Annotated in this window: 11 protein-coding genes; all 11 read left to right on the top strand. The window is 45.6% G+C overall.

Annotated features, from left to right (window positions below; genetic code table 11):
• Positions 1-72: 72 nt before the first annotated feature.
• The 11 genes from V7R55_RS18080 to fusA all read left to right on the top strand — a co-directional run bounded on the left by V7R55_RS18080 (position 73) and on the right by fusA (position 16,082).
• Positions 73-600 (top strand): methanogen output domain 1-containing protein, encoded by a 528-nt coding sequence (locus V7R55_RS18080; RefSeq protein WP_334060632.1) that lies wholly within the window; start codon positions 73-75, stop codon positions 598-600.
• A complete protein-coding gene (locus tag V7R55_RS18075; protein ID WP_334060631.1) occupies positions 584-1,552 on the top strand; it encodes a GGDEF domain-containing protein in 969 nt (322 codons plus the stop codon). The genes V7R55_RS18080 and V7R55_RS18075 overlap by 17 nt, the downstream gene beginning before the upstream one ends.
• 173 nt (positions 1,553-1,725) lie before the next feature.
• Complete coding sequence (gene rplK, locus V7R55_RS18070) at positions 1,726-2,154, top strand: 50S ribosomal protein L11 (RefSeq protein WP_014951043.1); 429 nt, start codon at positions 1,726-1,728, stop codon at positions 2,152-2,154.
• Between the two features lie 4 nt (positions 2,155-2,158).
• The gene (rplA, locus tag V7R55_RS18065) at positions 2,159-2,854 is read left to right on the top strand and encodes a 50S ribosomal protein L1 (RefSeq protein ID WP_020744434.1); all 696 of its coding nucleotides are present in this window, start codon (positions 2,159-2,161) and stop codon (positions 2,852-2,854) included.
• A gap of 306 nt (positions 2,855-3,160) precedes the next feature.
• A complete protein-coding gene (rplJ, locus tag V7R55_RS18060; RefSeq protein ID WP_118491686.1) occupies positions 3,161-3,679 on the top strand; it encodes a 50S ribosomal protein L10 in 519 nt (172 codons plus the stop codon).
• A 57-nt stretch (positions 3,680-3,736) separates the two neighbouring features.
• On the top strand, positions 3,737-4,114 hold the full coding sequence (rplL, locus tag V7R55_RS18055; protein ID WP_015068303.1) for a 50S ribosomal protein L7/L12: 378 nt from the start codon (positions 3,737-3,739) through the stop codon (positions 4,112-4,114).
• 325 nt (positions 4,115-4,439) lie between these two features.
• Complete coding sequence (rpoB, locus tag V7R55_RS18050) at positions 4,440-8,468, top strand: DNA-directed RNA polymerase subunit beta (protein WP_334060629.1); 4,029 nt, start codon at positions 4,440-4,442, stop codon at positions 8,466-8,468.
• Between the two features lie 81 nt (positions 8,469-8,549).
• Complete coding sequence (rpoC, locus tag V7R55_RS18045) at positions 8,550-12,722, top strand: DNA-directed RNA polymerase subunit beta' (protein ID WP_334060628.1); 4,173 nt, start codon at positions 8,550-8,552, stop codon at positions 12,720-12,722.
• A 309-nt stretch (positions 12,723-13,031) separates the two neighbouring features.
• Positions 13,032-13,406: a 30S ribosomal protein S12 gene (rpsL, locus tag V7R55_RS18040; RefSeq protein ID WP_025257518.1), complete on the top strand. Its 375-nt coding sequence runs from the start codon at positions 13,032-13,034 to the stop codon at positions 13,404-13,406.
• A gap of 75 nt (positions 13,407-13,481) precedes the next feature.
• Positions 13,482-13,952 carry a 30S ribosomal protein S7 gene (gene rpsG, locus V7R55_RS18035; RefSeq protein WP_014980519.1) on the top strand — a complete coding sequence of 157 codons (471 nt, stop codon included), beginning with the start codon at positions 13,482-13,484 and terminating at the stop codon, positions 13,950-13,952.
• A 27-nt stretch (positions 13,953-13,979) separates the two neighbouring features.
• Positions 13,980-16,082 (top strand): elongation factor G, encoded by a 2,103-nt coding sequence (gene fusA, locus V7R55_RS18030; RefSeq protein WP_334060627.1) that lies wholly within the window; start codon positions 13,980-13,982, stop codon positions 16,080-16,082.
• Positions 16,083-16,143 lie beyond the last annotated feature (61 nt).

Below are 16,143 nucleotides of genomic sequence, written 5' to 3'. Positions count from 1 at the left end.
TCTTTACGTCCTCCTTTTTTTGCTTATTTTACATCCATGATCTAGAACTAAAGTATAAAGTGAGGAGGTAAAATGATAGCCAATAGCGTAGCTAATAGAATTTCCTGTAAAAACATTGATCTCAATGGTCATTCATTTCACCGAACCATTATATTAGAGTTAGAGAAGCTGCTAGAGGATGTGATTGGCGTTGAGGAATCAAAAAGTTTTATCAGTATGGTTGCTGATAAAGTAGGCGCTCTGATCTACGAGCAGTATAAAAAAGAACTTAATAATGAGAGCCTTTCAATAGAGACTATTGCACACGTTTTAGTGGATTTAAAACGCAGGATTGGAGGCGAGTTTAGGATTTCTGAGATTTCAAAAGACGCCATCGTACTTTTGAATACCAAGTGCCCTTTTGGTACCAACGTAGTAAACAAAAAGCCGCTATGCAACATGACCGCTAATGTTTTTGGGAAAATTGTGTCTAGTGAACTGGATTATGCTGCTGTTGAATTAAATAAAACGATTGCGAACGGCGATGGGCATTGTCATGTCATTATCCATTTGACGCCAAGTGGCGATTTCGAGGGTAGGGTCAATGAGTATTTCGGCTAACACTAATAATTTGTCAGCCAATGTAAGTATCCGTTCTGTGTTAGACAATATTACCGAACCTGCTATTTTGTTGTCGTTGTCCGGTCACATCACTGATTTTAATCGCCAGTTTCAAATGAAGGTTCCTGAGGCAAAGAATTCGCTTAATATTAACGAAATTTTTGAAGTATCTTCAACATCATACGGTGTTAAATACATAACTGAAATGGCCGAATTAGCGTTAACAAGAACAGGATTATTTCCAATCCAGCTGTCATTCAAAAATGATTCAAGTAACGCAGAAAGAGGTATCCCTTGTTATTTATCAGCACTTCGCTTTGCAGAATCGAAAGAGCCTGCCGCTATACTCATACAATTAGACGAACACCTTTTGCGCTTATTTTCACGATTTATATCACTTCGAGAAGAACAATATAATCATGCCCGGCAAGCTATGTTAGCGTCGGTGGAGGCGACTACTGACGAATTAACAGGTTTGAAAAATCGTCGTTTTTTGAATTCAATTTTAGATTTTCAATGGAACGCGACGAAGCGGAGTAGCGAGGATGCTGTACTTATTATTTTTGATATCGACCACTTTAAGCGGATAAATGATCATTACGGGCATAATGTCGGAGATAAAGCAATTAAAGCTTTTGCAAAGTGCCTTGAAGCAGAGGCAAGGGCTGCTGACATAGTTGCACGATGGGGAGGGGAGGAATTTGTTCTCATACTAAGTAACTGTGATGAAAGCGATGCGGAACTGTTTTTAAAAAGGGCCATGGATGAGATTAGGAACCTTGTGGTTAGCGCCGATGATTCTGTCATACGAATGACCGCTAGCGCTGGTTTCGTTTCGCTTTCAAAAACAACTAGTGTAGAAAATGCGTTATCGCGCGCAGACAAAGCCCTTTACCAAGCGAAAAAAACTGGCCGTAATCAATTCATCAAATGCCCACAAGCAAATTTATAAGCCAACTCTTTTTATTATTTTTCTTCAAAGATCGTTTTTTAGTCATTCCAAGGGTTGCATAGCATTTAATCACCTTATATAATGCGCGCCCTTTTAAACGGAAACGGGAAGCCGATTGAGCAAATAATCTCTGTATTTGCGAGGCGTTAGACCCAAACAAGAGAGCATGTAAAATGGCTAAAAAAGTAAGCGGTATTATCAAGCTTCAGGTTGCAGCTGGCGCTGCTAACCCAAGTCCACCGGTTGGTCCTGCACTAGGTCAGCACGGTGTAAACATCATGGAATTCTGTAAGGCTTTCAACGCGAAAACTGAAAGTCTTGAGAAAGGCGCTCCAGTTCCAGTAGAAATTACTGTATACGAAGATCGCTCTTTCACATTCGAAACTAAGACTCCTCCTGCGTCTTACCTGCTTAAGAAAGCAGCGGGCATCAAGAGTGGTTCTGGCCGTCCTAACACTGAAAAAGTGGGTAAAGTTACTCGCGCTCAGTTGGAAGAGATTGCTAAAACTAAAGAGCCAGACCTTACTGCAGCTGATCTAGATGCAGCGGTACGCACTATCGCGGGTTCTGCTCGCTCAATGGGCTTGAACGTAGAGGACTAATCGAATGGCTAAATTAACTAAACGCGCTCGCCTAGTACGCGACAAAGTTGACTCTACTAAAGAGTACGAAATCAACGAAGCAGTAGCGCTTCTTAAAGAACTAGCAACTGCTAAGTTCGCAGAAAGCGTTGACGTATCTGTAAACCTTGGTATTGATGCGAAAAAATCTGACCAAAACGTTCGTGGTGCAACTGTACTACCTAACGGTACTGGTAAAGACGTTCGCGTTGCAGTATTTACTCAAGGCGCAAATGCTGAAGCCGCGAAAGAAGCTGGTGCAGACATCGTTGGTATGGACGACTTAGCTGAGCAAGTTAAGAAAGGCGAAATGAACTTTGACGTAGTAGTTGCTAGCCCAGACGCGATGCGTGTTGTTGGTCAACTAGGTCAAATCTTAGGTCCACGTGGCCTTATGCCTAACCCTAAAACTGGCACTGTAACGCCTGACGTTGCAACTGCAGTTAAGAACGCTAAAGCTGGTCAGGTACGCTACCGTAACGATAAGAACGGTATCATCCACGCTAGCATCGGTAAGATTGCGTTCGAAGCGAACCAAATTCAAGAAAACCTTGAAGCGCTACTTGAAGCACTGAAGAAAGCTAAGCCTTCTTCTGCTAAAGGTACATACATCAAGAAGATCAGCCTAAGCACTACAATGGGTGCTGGTGTTGCTCTTGATAAGGCTTCTGTAGGTCTTTAATTTCGCTGAGCTTAGGCTCGTCGAAATCTCTTAAAGGTTATGGGTTGGAGCTGTGACAATTAGCAGTGCTAATAAGCAGCTCCCGTCCAAGACCGCAGGTGCGGTGTGGTGAAAGAGGTAAGAGAACTTTCACAGTCAACACACTGCTTAATACAACAACCTGCGCAGACGGTGGTTTGACTCAGACTCTCTGGGGTAACAAACACCGTAGAGCGGTATCAACCATGAGGGTTGGTATCAATCTGTGAACCCTGATTGCGTGAGTAGGTAACTACACACAAAATCAGATACAAAGAGGTGAACTCAGTGGCACTAGGTTTAGCAGCAAAAAAAGAGATCGTAGCAGAAGTTTCTGAAGTTGCGTCTCGCGCTCTATCCGTAGCCGTTGCTGAATACCGTGGGATGGAAGTTGCAGAACTGACTGAACTACGTGTTAAAGCTCGTGAGCAAGGCGTATACCTAAAAGTTGTACGTAACACTCTTGCAAAGCGTGCTCTAGCAGACAGTCAATTTGCAGACTTAGACAGCGCCCTAACTGGCCCGCTTATCTATGGTTTCTCTATCGACGCACCAGGCGGTGCGGCACGTCTTTTCAAAGACTTCGGTAAGACTAACGATAAGCTTAAAGTTACAGCACTATCTATTGGTAGCGGTCTTCTTGGTCCAGAGAAATTGGACGCAGTTGCAGCACTACCTACCCGCGACGAAGCGCTTGCGAAACTACTTGCAACCTTCAAAGCACCAGTTGGGAAATTCGTTCAAACAATCAACGAAGTTCCTGGCAAGTTTGTGCGCGTATTGGCGGCGGTCAAAGACACCAAGTAATTGGCGTTTTTGGCATATTGATTTTTTTAACATTTTATACCCAGGAGTTTAGAGAACATGGCTCTAACTAAAGAAGATATCTTAAACGCAATCGCTGAAATGCCGGTAATGGAACTGGTAGAACTAATTGAAGCGGCTGAAGAGAAATTCAACGTATCTGCTGCAGCTGCTGTTGCTGTTGCTGGTCCAGCTGCTGGCGGCGACGCTGCTGCTGCAGAAGAAAAGACTGAATTCGACGTTGTAATGACTTCATTCGGTGGCAACAAAGTTGCAGTTATCAAAGCAGTTCGCGGCGCGACTGGCCTAGGTCTTAAAGAAGCTAAAGAAGTAGTTGAGTCTGCTCCTAAAGCTATCAAAGAAGGCGTAAGCAAAGATGAAGCTGAAGCACTTAAGAAAGAGCTTGAAGAAGCTGGTGCAGAAGTAGAAATCAAGTAATCTGACCTAGTCAGATTATTGCCTGAGACGGCAAGGCTGGTGGTTTTTTGAACCACCAGCCTTTTTGCGCTGTATAGTGTGTAGAATCTAACCCTTGGTTACACTACTTTAAGCGCCATTCGGAAATACCCGTAAAAAGCATAAAAATCCAACAAGTTAACTAATAATTGGTTAAATTTTGTTGTATGCTGGTGTATCTGCCCGAAAAAGGGTTGTGGAAGTTTGTTGCTTAGTGCGCCATTTGAAACGCAGCTTTTAGCCCATAGCACGCGTTTTAAAGCATTTTGCAGCAGGTTGGGTCATAAATCAGCAGGCTGAGGAACCCATGGTTTACTCTTATAGCGAAAAGAAACGTATCCGTAAGGATTTTGGCAAACGCCCACAGGTATTGGAAATTCCATACCTTCTTTCAATTCAGCTTGATTCTTTCAAAAAGTTTATTGAGACCGATCCGGAAGCTCAATACGGTTTGGAAGCAGCATTTCGTTCCGTTTTTCCAATTAAAAGCTACTCAGGTAGTTCAGAGCTTCAGTATGTAAGCTACCGCCTGGGAGAGCCAGTTTTCGACGTTAAAGAATGTCAAATTCGTGGCGTAACTTTCTCTGCTCCGTTAAGAGTAAAACTACGGTTAGTGTTGTTCGATAAAGACGCTGCCCCAGGTACCGTAAAAGATATTAAAGAACAAGAAGTGTACATGGGCGAGATCCCATTGATGACTGAGAACGGTACGTTCGTTATCAATGGTACTGAGCGTGTTATCGTGTCACAACTACACCGTTCACCTGGTGTATTCTTTGATCACGACAAAGGTAAAACCCACTCGTCAGGTAAAGTGCTTTATAACGCACGTGTAATTCCTTACCGTGGTTCGTGGTTAGACTTCGAGTTTGACCCGAAAGATAACCTGTTTGTACGTATTGACCGCCGTCGTAAATTGCCTGCAACTATTATCTTGCGCGCACTTGAAATGACGTCTGAAGAAATCCTTGATACTTTCTTCGACAAAGTTGGCGTACGTATCAACAAAGACAAGTTGATGATGGAAGTGGTTCCAGATCGCCTTCGTGGTGAAACTGCTGCATTTGACATCATTGACGGTGAAGGCAACGTTGTTGTTGAAACTGGTCGTCGTATCTCAGCACGTCATACTCGTGCATTAGAGAAAGCAGGTCTTAATGAGCTAGAAGTTCCAGCTGATTACCTAATTGGCCGCGTATACGCTGCTACTTACGTAAACGAAGATACTGGCGAAGTTATTGTAAGCGCGAACGAAGAACTTACCCTTGAAAACCTAGCGGCGCTAAGCCAAGCGGGTATCAAAGAGTTCGAAACGCTTTACATCAACGAGCTTGACCACGGTTCATATATTTCAGATACACTTCGTATCGACTCTTCAACTAATCGCCTAGAAGCACTAGTTGAAATTTACCGTATGATGCGTCCTGGTGAGCCACCAACAAAAGACGCAGCGGAAACCTTGTTCGATAACTTGTTCTTCTCTGACGAACGTTACGACCTATCTTCTGTTGGCCGCATGAAGTTCAACCGCCGTCTAGGCCGTGAAGAACTTATTGGTTCGGGCACACTAGATAAAGAAGACATTATTTCTGTAATGAAGCAGCTAATAATGATTCGTGACGGTAAAGACGAAGTAGATGATATCGATCACCTAGGTAACCGTCGTATCCGTTCTGTTGGTGAAATGGCAGAGAACCAATTCCGCGTTGGTCTTGTACGTGTTGAGCGTGCAGTTAAAGAGCGTCTAAGCTTAGGCGATCTAGACAACGTAATGCCACAGGACCTAATAAACGCTAAGCCTATCTCGGCTGCGGTTAAAGAGTTCTTCGGTTCATCTCAGCTTTCTCAGTTCATGGACCAAAACAACCCGCTATCAGAAGTAACGCACAAGCGTCGTATTTCTGCATTAGGCCCGGGTGGTCTTACGCGTGAACGTGCAGGCTTCGAGGTTCGAGACGTACACCCGACTCACTATGGTCGTCTATGTCCAATCGAAACGCCGGAAGGCCCGAACATCGGTCTTATTAACTCATTGGCGAGCTTCGCGCGCACCAATGACTTCGGTTTCCTTGAAACACCTTTCCGTCGCATTGTTGACGGTGTGGTAACAGACGAAATCGATTACTTATCTGCAATTGAAGAAGGTCAATTCGCAATCGCTCAGGCTAACATTGCGCTGACTGAGAATGGCGAGTTGGTAGACGACCTAATTCCATGTCGTCACCGCGGTGAAACTACGTTGATGCCAACTGAAGACATCAAATACATGGACGTTTCACCACAGCAAATCGTTTCAATTGCTGCGAGCATTATTCCATTCCTAGAGCACGATGATGCAAACCGTGCACTTATGGGTGCGAACATGCAACGTCAGGCAGTACCTACATTGCGCGCTGATAAGCCGCTAGTTGGTACCGGTATGGAAAGAACTATCGCGGTTGACTCAGGTGTTACTGTAGTTGCTAAGCGCGGTGGTGTGGTTGACTATGTTGATGCCAGCCGTATCGTAATCAAAGTAGACGAAGATGAAATGCTTCCAGGTGAAGCAGGTATCGATATCTACAACCTGACTAAATACACGCGTTCTAACCAGAACACTTGTATCAATCAGAAGCCTACCTGTAGCGTTGGCGACCCGATTGTTACTGGTGACGTGCTAGCTGACGGTCCTTCGACAGACCTAGGTGACCTTGCACTTGGTCAGAACATGCGCATTGCGTTCATGCCGTGGAATGGTTACAACTTCGAGGATTCAATCCTTATTTCTGAGCGTGTAGCGCAGGAAGACCGTTTCACTACAATCCACATTCAAGAGCTTAGCTGTATCGCTCGTGATACTAAGCTTGGGCCAGAAGAGATTTCTTCTGATATTCCGAACGTGGGTGAATCTGCACTAAGCAAGCTTGATGAATCAGGTGTTGTTTACATTGGTGCGGAAGTGAAAGGCGGTGACATCCTAGTAGGTAAAGTAACGCCTAAAGGTGAAACTCAGCTTACGCCAGAAGAGAAACTACTACGTGCAATCTTCGGTGAAAAAGCGTCTGACGTTAAAGATACGTCTCTACGTGTACCTAACTCTGTTCACGGTACCGTAATCGACGTTCAAGTATTTACCCGTGACGGTGTAGAGAAAGACAAGCGCGCGCTAGAAATCGAAGACATGCAGCTACGTCAGGTTAAGAAAGACCTTACTGACGAGTTCGAAATTCTTGCAGACGGTATCTTTGCTCGTGCGCAAACTGCACTTCTACGTGCTGGTGTTGACCAAGCTAAGCTTGACAGCCTACCGCGTGAAAAGTGGTTTGAAATTGCACTTAACAGCGAAGATGCACAGCTAGAGCTAGACCAAATCGCCGATCAACACGCTGAAATTAAAGCGGACTTCGATAAGAAGTTTGAAACTAAGCGTCGTAAGATCACACAAGGTGATGACCTAGCGCCTGGCGTACTTAAGATTGTTAAGGTTTACCTTGCGGTTAAGCGTCACATCCAACCGGGTGACAAGATGGCCGGACGTCACGGTAACAAAGGTGTTATCTCGACTATCCAGCCTGTAGAAGACATGCCATACGATGCTAACGGTACGCCGGTAGATATCGTTCTTAACCCACTAGGTGTACCGTCTCGTATGAACATCGGTCAGATCCTAGAAACGCACTTGGGTATGGCTGCACACGGTCTTGGTGTGAAGATTGATCGCATGATTAAAGAGCAGCGTGAGCTGGCTGAACTGCGTGAGTTCTTGAAGAAGGTGTACGAGCTTGGTGAAAATCACCAAGAAGTTGACATCGATAACTTCACAGACCACGAAGTACGTCGCTTAGCGGAAAACCTTCGTAAGGGTGTTCCAATTGCAACGCCTGTGTTCGATGGTGCTCGTGAATCTGAAATCAAAGAAATGCTGAAGCTTGCTGATATTCCAGAAAGCGGTCAGATTTCATTGTTCGACGGTCGTACCGGTCGCGAGTTTGAGCGTCCAGTTACGGTTGGTTACATGTACATGCTGAAACTGAACCACTTAGTAGACGACAAGATGCACGCGCGTTCTACCGGTTCTTACAGCCTTGTTACACAGCAGCCTCTTGGTGGTAAAGCACAGTTCGGTGGTCAGCGCTTCGGTGAGATGGAAGTGTGGGCACTGGAAGCATATGGTGCAGCATATACCCTTCAGGAAATGCTTACTGTTAAGTCAGATGACGTTAACGGCCGTACCAAGATGTACAAGAACATCGTCGATGGCGACCACAGAATGGAACCTGGCATGCCAGAATCATTCAACGTACTACTTAAAGAAATTCGCTCGTTGGGTATCAACATCGAGCTTGAAGAAAAGTAATACGGCAATCGCCGCGTAATGTTATGAGATGGCCCGGCGCTTGCGCCGGGTTCTAGAGACTGACTCCGCTGGGAGAGTAATGTGAAAGACTTATTAAAGTTTCTAAAGCAACAAAACAAGACCGAAGAATTCGATAATATTCGAATTGGTCTGTCTTCACCTGACATGATCCGTTCATGGTCATTTGGTGAAGTTAAAAAGCCTGAAACAATTAACTACCGTACGTTCAAGCCTGAGCGTGACGGTCTGTTCTGTGCGCGTATCTTTGGTCCGGTTAAAGACTATGAATGTCTTTGCGGTAAGTACAAGCGCCTTAAGCACCGTGGTGTTATCTGTGAGAAGTGTGGCGTTGAAGTTACACTGACTAAAGTACGTCGTGAGCGTATGGGTCACATCGAGCTAGCTAGCCCGGTTGCACACATCTGGTTCCTTAAATCACTTCCGTCTCGTATCGGCCTTATGCTTGATATGACACTTCGTGATATTGAACGTGTACTTTACTTTGAATCATACGTGGTTACAGAGCCAGGTATGACTACACTTGAGCGTAGCCAACTTCTTAACGAAGAAGAATACTTGGATGCACTTGAAGAGCACGGTGACGAGTTTGATGCGAAGATGGGTGCTGAAGCAGTATTCGATCTTCTAACGGTACTTGACGTAGACGCAGATGTAGCGGCTATGCGTGAAGAGCTGCCTTCAATCAACTCTGAAACTAAGCGTAAGAAAATTACTAAGCGTCTTAAGTTACTTGAGTCATTCCAACAGTCTGGCAACAAGCCAGAGTGGATGATCATGACGGTTCTTCCGGTACTTCCACCAGATTTACGTCCTCTAGTACCACTAGATGGCGGCCGTTTTGCAACGTCTGACCTTAACGACCTATACCGTCGTGTTATTAACCGTAACAACCGTCTTAAGCGTCTTCTAGACCTAGCTGCTCCAGACATTATCGTACGCAACGAAAAGCGTATGCTTCAAGAGTCTGTTGATGCGCTTCTAGATAACGGACGTCGTGGTCGTGCGATTACCGGTTCTAACAAGCGTCCACTTAAGTCGCTTGCAGACATGATCAAAGGTAAGCAAGGTCGTTTCCGTCAAAACCTTCTTGGTAAGCGTGTTGACTACTCAGGCCGTTCTGTAATTACCGTTGGTCCTACGCTACGTCTTCACCAGTGTGGTCTTCCTAAGAAGATGGCACTTGAGCTATTCAAACCGTTTATCTACGGTAAGCTTGAAGGTCGTGGTCTTGCGACTACAATTAAAGCAGCTAAGAAGCTTGTAGAGCGCGAAGCACCAGAGGTTTGGGACGTACTAGACGACGTTATCCGCGAACACCCGGTACTTCTTAACCGTGCACCTACACTTCACCGTTTGGGTATCCAAGCATTCGAACCTACACTAATCGAAGGTAAAGCGATTCAGCTTCACCCTCTAGTGTGTGCGGCGTACAACGCCGACTTCGATGGTGACCAAATGGCGGTACACGTACCGTTGACAATCGAAGCACAGCTAGAAGCACGTGCACTTATGATGTCAACGAACAACATCCTGTCACCAGCGAACGGTGAGCCAATCATCGTACCTTCACAGGACGTTGTATTGGGTCTTTACTACCTAACGCGTGACAAGGTAAACGGCTTAGGCGAAGGCATGGTATTTACCAGCCCGAATGAAGCAGAAAAAGCATACCGTACAGGTAATGCTGAGCTTCACTCTCGCGTTAAAGTACGTATTACTGAATATGACATCGATGAAGATGGCAACAAAACTGAGAAAGTAACGCTAACTGACACGACTGTTGGTCGTGCGATTTTCTCATTGATCCTTCCAAAGGGTCTGCCGTTTGAAATCATCAACCAAGCGATGGGCAAGAAGCAAATTTCAAGACTATTGAATGCTTGTTACCGTACGCTAGGTCTGAAAGACACAGTAATTGCTGCTGACCAAATCATGTATACCGGTTTCCACTACGCGATGATCGCGGGTGCGTCTGTTGGTATCGACGATATGGTTATCCCTGCTGCTAAGAAAGACATCATCGATGCAGCGGAAGCAGAAGTTATTGAAATTCAGGAACAGTTCCAAAACGGTCTTGTTACCGCGGGTGAGCGTTACAACAAAGTTATCGATATCTGGTCAAATGCCAACGAAAAAGTTGCTAAGGCTATGATGGATAATCTTAAGACTGACATCGTAATTAACCGCGATGGCGAAGAAGAAGAGCAATCATCATTTAACTCTGTTTACATGATGGCCGACTCGGGTGCTCGTGGTAGTGCCGCTCAGATTCGTCAGCTAGCTGGTATGCGTGGTCTGATGGCTAAGCCAGATGGCTCAATCATCGAAACCCCAATTACGGCGAACTTCCGTGAAGGTCTGAACGTACTACAGTACTTCATCTCAACTCACGGTGCTCGTAAAGGTCTTGCGGATACCGCACTTAAGACAGCTAACTCGGGTTACCTAACGCGTCGTCTAGTAGACGTTGCACAAGACTTGGTAATCACTAACGACGACTGTGGCACATTCGAAGGTGTTCAAATGACACCACTAATCGAAGGTGGTGACGTTGTTGAGCCACTACGCGAGCGTGTACTAGGTCGTGTGGTAGCAGAAGATGTACTTAAGCCAGGTACTAACGAAGTACTAGTAGAGCGTAACGTTCTTCTAGACGAAGCGTTAGTAGACATGCTTGAAGCTAACTCAGTTGACCAAATCATGGTTCGCTCGGTAATCACTTGTGACAACGACTTCGGTGTTTGTGCTAAGTGTTACGGTCGTGACCTTGCACGTGGTCACATGGTGGGTAGCGGTGAATCGGTTGGTGTTATTGCAGCACAGTCAATCGGTGAGCCAGGTACACAGCTTACCATGCGTACGTTCCACATCGGTGGTGCGGCATCAAGAGCATCTGCTGAGAACAGCGTACAAGTTAAGACTGCGGGTAGCCTTAAGCTACACAACGCGAAGTTCGTACGTAACTCTGACGGCAAAGTGGTTATCGTTTCTCGTTCAACAGAACTTACTGTTATCGACGAGCAAGGCCGTGAGAAAGAGCGCTATAAAGTACCTTACGGTGCTGTACTTAGCGTGGATGACGGTGCAACTATTGCAGCTGGCGACGTTGTTGCTAACTGGGATCCGCATAGTCACCCAATCATCACTGAACGTGCAGCTAAGATCAGCTTCGCAGACATTGATGACTCTAACACTGAAATGCAGCAAGACGAGCTTACTGGTCTAACCCGTATCGTTGTTAAAGACCTTGCGAAAGTAAACTCTAAAGAGCCTAAGCTAATTCTTGAAAGCGACGAGTTCGGTCTTCAAGAAATTCGTCTTCCAAGCTTCACTACCATCGAAGCGAAAGAAGGCAAAGTGGCTAACGAAGGTGACGTGCTAGCACGTATTCCTCAGGAAAGCTCGAAGACTCGTGATATCACGGGTGGTCTACCGCGCGTTGCGGACCTATTTGAAGCACGTAAGCCTAAAGAGCCTGCTATTCTTGCAGAAATCTCAGGTACTATCGGCTTTGGTAAAGAGACCAAAGGTAAGAAGCGTCTTGTAATAACGCCTGCTGAGGGTGACGCGTACGAAGAGATGATTCCTAAGTGGCGTCAGCTTAACGTGTTCGAAGGTGAGAAAGTGGAAAAAGGCGAAGTTATCGCTGATGGTCCAGAGTCTCCACACGATATCCTACGCCTACGTGGTATCTCAGCTGTAGCAAACTACATCGTGAACGAAGTTCAGGAAGTTTACCGTCTACAGGGTGTTAAGATTAACGATAAGCACATCGAAGTAGTTATCCGTCAGATGCTACGTAAGTGTATTATCACTAATCCAGGCGATACGCAGTTCCTTGAAGGTGAACAGGTTGAAGTATCGAACGTTAAAGTGGCTAACCGTGAAATTGAAAAACACGGTAAGATCCCAGCGCAGTACGAAACACAGCTGCTTGGTATCACTAAAGCGTCACTGTCTACTGAGTCATTTATCTCAGCGGCATCGTTCCAAGAAACAACACGTGTTCTAACTGAAGCTGCGGTTCAAGGTAAAGAAGATGACCTACGCGGTCTGAAAGAAAACGTAATCGTTGGTCGTCTAATTCCAGCGGGTACCGGTTTCGCTTACCATGAACGCCGTGCACAAAAACGCAAAGAGCAAATCGAAGAAATGTCAGTTTCTGCTGCTGAAGCAGAACAGGCACTAACCGAAGCGCTTAATGCTGGTGCAGACGAAGATACTGCCGAATGAGGCAAGATCATAGGAGTACGTTAACGTACTCCTAACAATTTGGCAGTCAAGTTGTACAGATTGCAGATAAATTAACTGCTTAAGCTTTGTACACCTTGACAGTCAGAGCGATGATCTTTAATATTCCGCGACCCGATTTTGGATAGCCATCAAATGGCTCGATAAACGGTCGCGGTTTTTCGTATCAGCGCTCAGTGAATATTGACGAGCACAATGTTCACAAACAAGCGCGATTAAACAATTAATCGCATTAATATGGACCCAATCACAGTGATTGGGTTTTCGTAGTTTTTAATCAGGAGCTAGTTAATGGCAACAGTTAACCAGTTAGTGCGCAAGCCGCGTAGAAAGCCCGTTGAAAAAAGCAACGTAGCTGCTCTACAAGCTTGTCCACAAAGACGTGGTGTATGTACTCGTGTATATACTACTACGCCTAAGAAACCAAACTCTGCACTACGTAAAGTATGTCGTGTACGTCTAACTAACGGTTTTGAAGTTTCTTCATACATCGGTGGTGAAGGTCACAACCTACAAGAGCACAGTGTAGTACTTATCCGTGGTGGTCGTGTTAAAGATCTACCAGGTGTTCGTTATCACACAGTTCGCGGTACTCTTGACTGCGCAGGTGTAAACGATCGTAGACAAGCCCGTTCTAAGTACGGCGCGAAGAAGCCTAAATCTTAACGGTTCTCCGTTAGTAAGGCCAAACTGAAGTTTAAGAGTTTTGGGTTTTCCCTGAATTCATACGGAGAATAGAAAATGCCAAGAAGAAGAGTCGTAGGTCAACGTAAAATCCTACCAGAGCCAAAATTTGGTTCACAACTGCTTGCGAAATTCATGAATGTCGTAATGCTCGACGGCAAAAAGTCAGTCGCTGAAAGAATCGTTTACGGTGCGCTTGATATTGTTGCTGAAAAAACCGGCAAAGCACACCTAGATATCTTCGAGGAAGCGCTTGATAACATCCGCCCAACAGTAGAGGTTAAGTCTCGTCGTGTTGGTGGTTCAACTTATCAGGTTCCAGTTGAAGTACGTCCAGTTCGTCGTAACGCGCTAGGTATGCGTTGGATGGTAGAAGCTGCACGTAAACGTGGCGAAAAGTCTATGGCACAACGCCTAGCGGCTGAAATGCTAGACGCAGCAGATAACAAAGGTTCAGCGGTTAAGAAACGTGAAGACGTTCACCGTATGGCCGAAGCAAACAAAGCGTTTGCTCACTACCGTTGGTAATCAACGTTATTTAACTGAGAGAGATTTATGCCTCGTAAGACCTCGATTGAGCGTTATCGCAATATTGGTATTGTGGCTCACGTGGACGCGGGTAAAACCACGACCACAGAGCGAGTCCTGTTTTATACAGGGCTGTCTCACAAAATCGGTGAAGTGCACGATGGTGCTGCTACCATGGACTGGATGGAGCAAGAGCAGGAGCGTGGTATTACTATCACGTCTGCTGCAACGACTTGTTTCTGGTCTGGTATGGAGCAACAGTTCGATCAGCACAGAATTAACATCATCGACACCCCTGGACACGTAGACTTTACTATAGAAGTAGAGCGTTCATTACGTGTATTAGACGGTGCAGTAGTTGTATTCTGTGGGTCTTCTGGGGTAGAACCTCAATCAGAGACAGTCTGGCGACAGGCTGACAAATATCAAGTGCCACGCCTAGTGTTCGTTAATAAAATGGACCGGGCTGGCGCTGATTTTGAACGTGTTGTGGGTCAAATCCGCAAGCGTTTAGGCGCAAACTGTGTTCCGATTCAAATCAACATGGGCGCTGAAGAGAATTTCCATGGCGTCATCGACCTTGTGAAGATGAAAGCCATTAACTGGAATGAAGACGACATGGGTATGACATTTACCTATGAAGACATTCCAGCTGAATATCTTGATACCGCTGAGCAGTACCGTACCGAAATGATCGAAGCGGCTGCAGAAGCGTCTGATGAGCTGATGGATAAGTATTTAGAAGGCGAAGAGCTGACTGAAGAAGAAATCCGTTTAGGTCTTCGCACGCGTACACTGAACAACGAAATTGTTCTTGCCACTTGTGGCAGTGCCTTCAAAAACAAAGGTGTTCAGGCAGTACTAGACTCTGTAATTCACTACCTACCGTCCCCAACGGAAGTTAAAGCCATTACAGGTGTGCTTGACGATAAAGACGAGACTGAAGCAGAGCGTCATTCAAGCGACGATGAGCCATTCTCAGCGCTAGCGTTTAAAATAGCGACCGACCCATTTGTGGGTACGCTTACGTTCTTCCGTTGCTACTCAGGTGTGGTTAACACGGGCGATACTGTATATAACCCAGTAAAAGGTAAACGTGAGCGCTTCGGGCGTATCGTGCAAATGCACGCGAAAGACCGCGAAGAGCTTAAAGAAGTACGCGCAGGTGACATTGCCGCTGCTATCGGCCTTAAAGATGTAACCACGGGTGATACGCTTTGCGATCCTAATAACGTTATCACGTTAGAGCGTATGGAATTCCCTGACCCTGTTATTTCAATAGCGGTTGAGCCTAAATCTCAGGCTGACCAAGAGAAAATGGGCATTGCCCTTAGCAAGCTTGCGGCAGAAGATCCGTCGTTTAAAGTTAAAACTGATGACGAGACGGGTCAGACAATTATCTCAGGTATGGGTGAACTACACCTTGATATCATTGTCGACCGCATGAAGCGCGAATTTAAAGTTGAATGTAACGTAGGTAACCCACAGGTTGCTTATCGCGAAACCCTTCGTAAATCTGTTGAAGTGGAAGGGAAGTTCGTTCGTCAGTCAGGCGGCCGCGGCCAATTTGGTCATGTATGGCTACGCATTGAGCCTCAGGAAGAAGGTTCAGGCTACGAATTTGTGAACGAAATCGTCGGTGGTGTTGTACCAAAAGAGTTCATTCCAGCGGTCGATAAAGGAATTCAGGAGCAGATGCGAAGTGGTGTTCTTGCAGGGTTCCCGGTACTAGATGTAAAGGTTACTTTGTTTGATGGTTCGTACCACGATGTTGACTCTTCTGAAATGGCGTTTAAGATCGCCGGCTCTATGGGTTTCAAAAAAGGCGCCGCAGAAGCAAATCCGGTGTTGCTTGAACCCACAATGAAAGTTGAAGTGACTACTCCAGAAGACTGGATGGGTGATGTAGTTGGCGACATTAATCGTCGCCGCGGCATGATCGAAGGTATGGAAGATGGCGTAGCAGGTGTTAAAATAATACGTGCAAAAGTGCCGCTTTCAGAAATGTTTGGCTACGCAACTGATTTGCGTTCACAAACACAAGGTCGTGCTTCATACTCAATGGAGTTCTTCAATTATTCTGAGGCGCCTAACAATGTGGCGCAGGCTATTATTGAATCTAGAATTTAATCTAAATGAAGGTTCGGTCCGGTCTATTGGTGGGTCGGACTTTTAACTTAGGAAACGAGAA

The organism is Alteromonas sp. S005 (assembly GCF_036864475.1).
Classification (GTDB): Bacteria; Pseudomonadota; Gammaproteobacteria; order Enterobacterales; family Alteromonadaceae; genus Alteromonas.
This window is presented reverse-complemented; position numbering and strand designations above follow the sequence as displayed.

Bases quoted from the DNA above. Each gene is read 5' to 3' on its own strand.
- rplL (WP_015068303.1), top strand. From the start codon at position 3,737: ATGGCTCTAACTAAAGAAGATATCTTAAACGCAATCGCTGAAATGCCG.
- rplA (WP_020744434.1), top strand. From the start codon at position 2,159: ATGGCTAAATTAACTAAACGCGCTCGCCTAGTACGCGACAAAGTTGAC.
- rpsL (WP_025257518.1), top strand. From the start codon at position 13,032: ATGGCAACAGTTAACCAGTTAGTGCGCAAGCCGCGTAGAAAGCCCGTT.
- fusA (WP_334060627.1), top strand. From the start codon at position 13,980: ATGCCTCGTAAGACCTCGATTGAGCGTTATCGCAATATTGGTATTGTG.
- V7R55_RS18075 (WP_334060631.1), top strand. From the start codon at position 584: ATGAGTATTTCGGCTAACACTAATAATTTGTCAGCCAATGTAAGTATC.
- rpoB (WP_334060629.1), top strand. From the start codon at position 4,440: ATGGTTTACTCTTATAGCGAAAAGAAACGTATCCGTAAGGATTTTGGC.
- rpsG (WP_014980519.1), top strand. From the start codon at position 13,482: ATGCCAAGAAGAAGAGTCGTAGGTCAACGTAAAATCCTACCAGAGCCA.
- rplK (WP_014951043.1), top strand. From the start codon at position 1,726: ATGGCTAAAAAAGTAAGCGGTATTATCAAGCTTCAGGTTGCAGCTGGC.
- V7R55_RS18080 (WP_334060632.1), top strand. From the start codon at position 73: ATGATAGCCAATAGCGTAGCTAATAGAATTTCCTGTAAAAACATTGAT.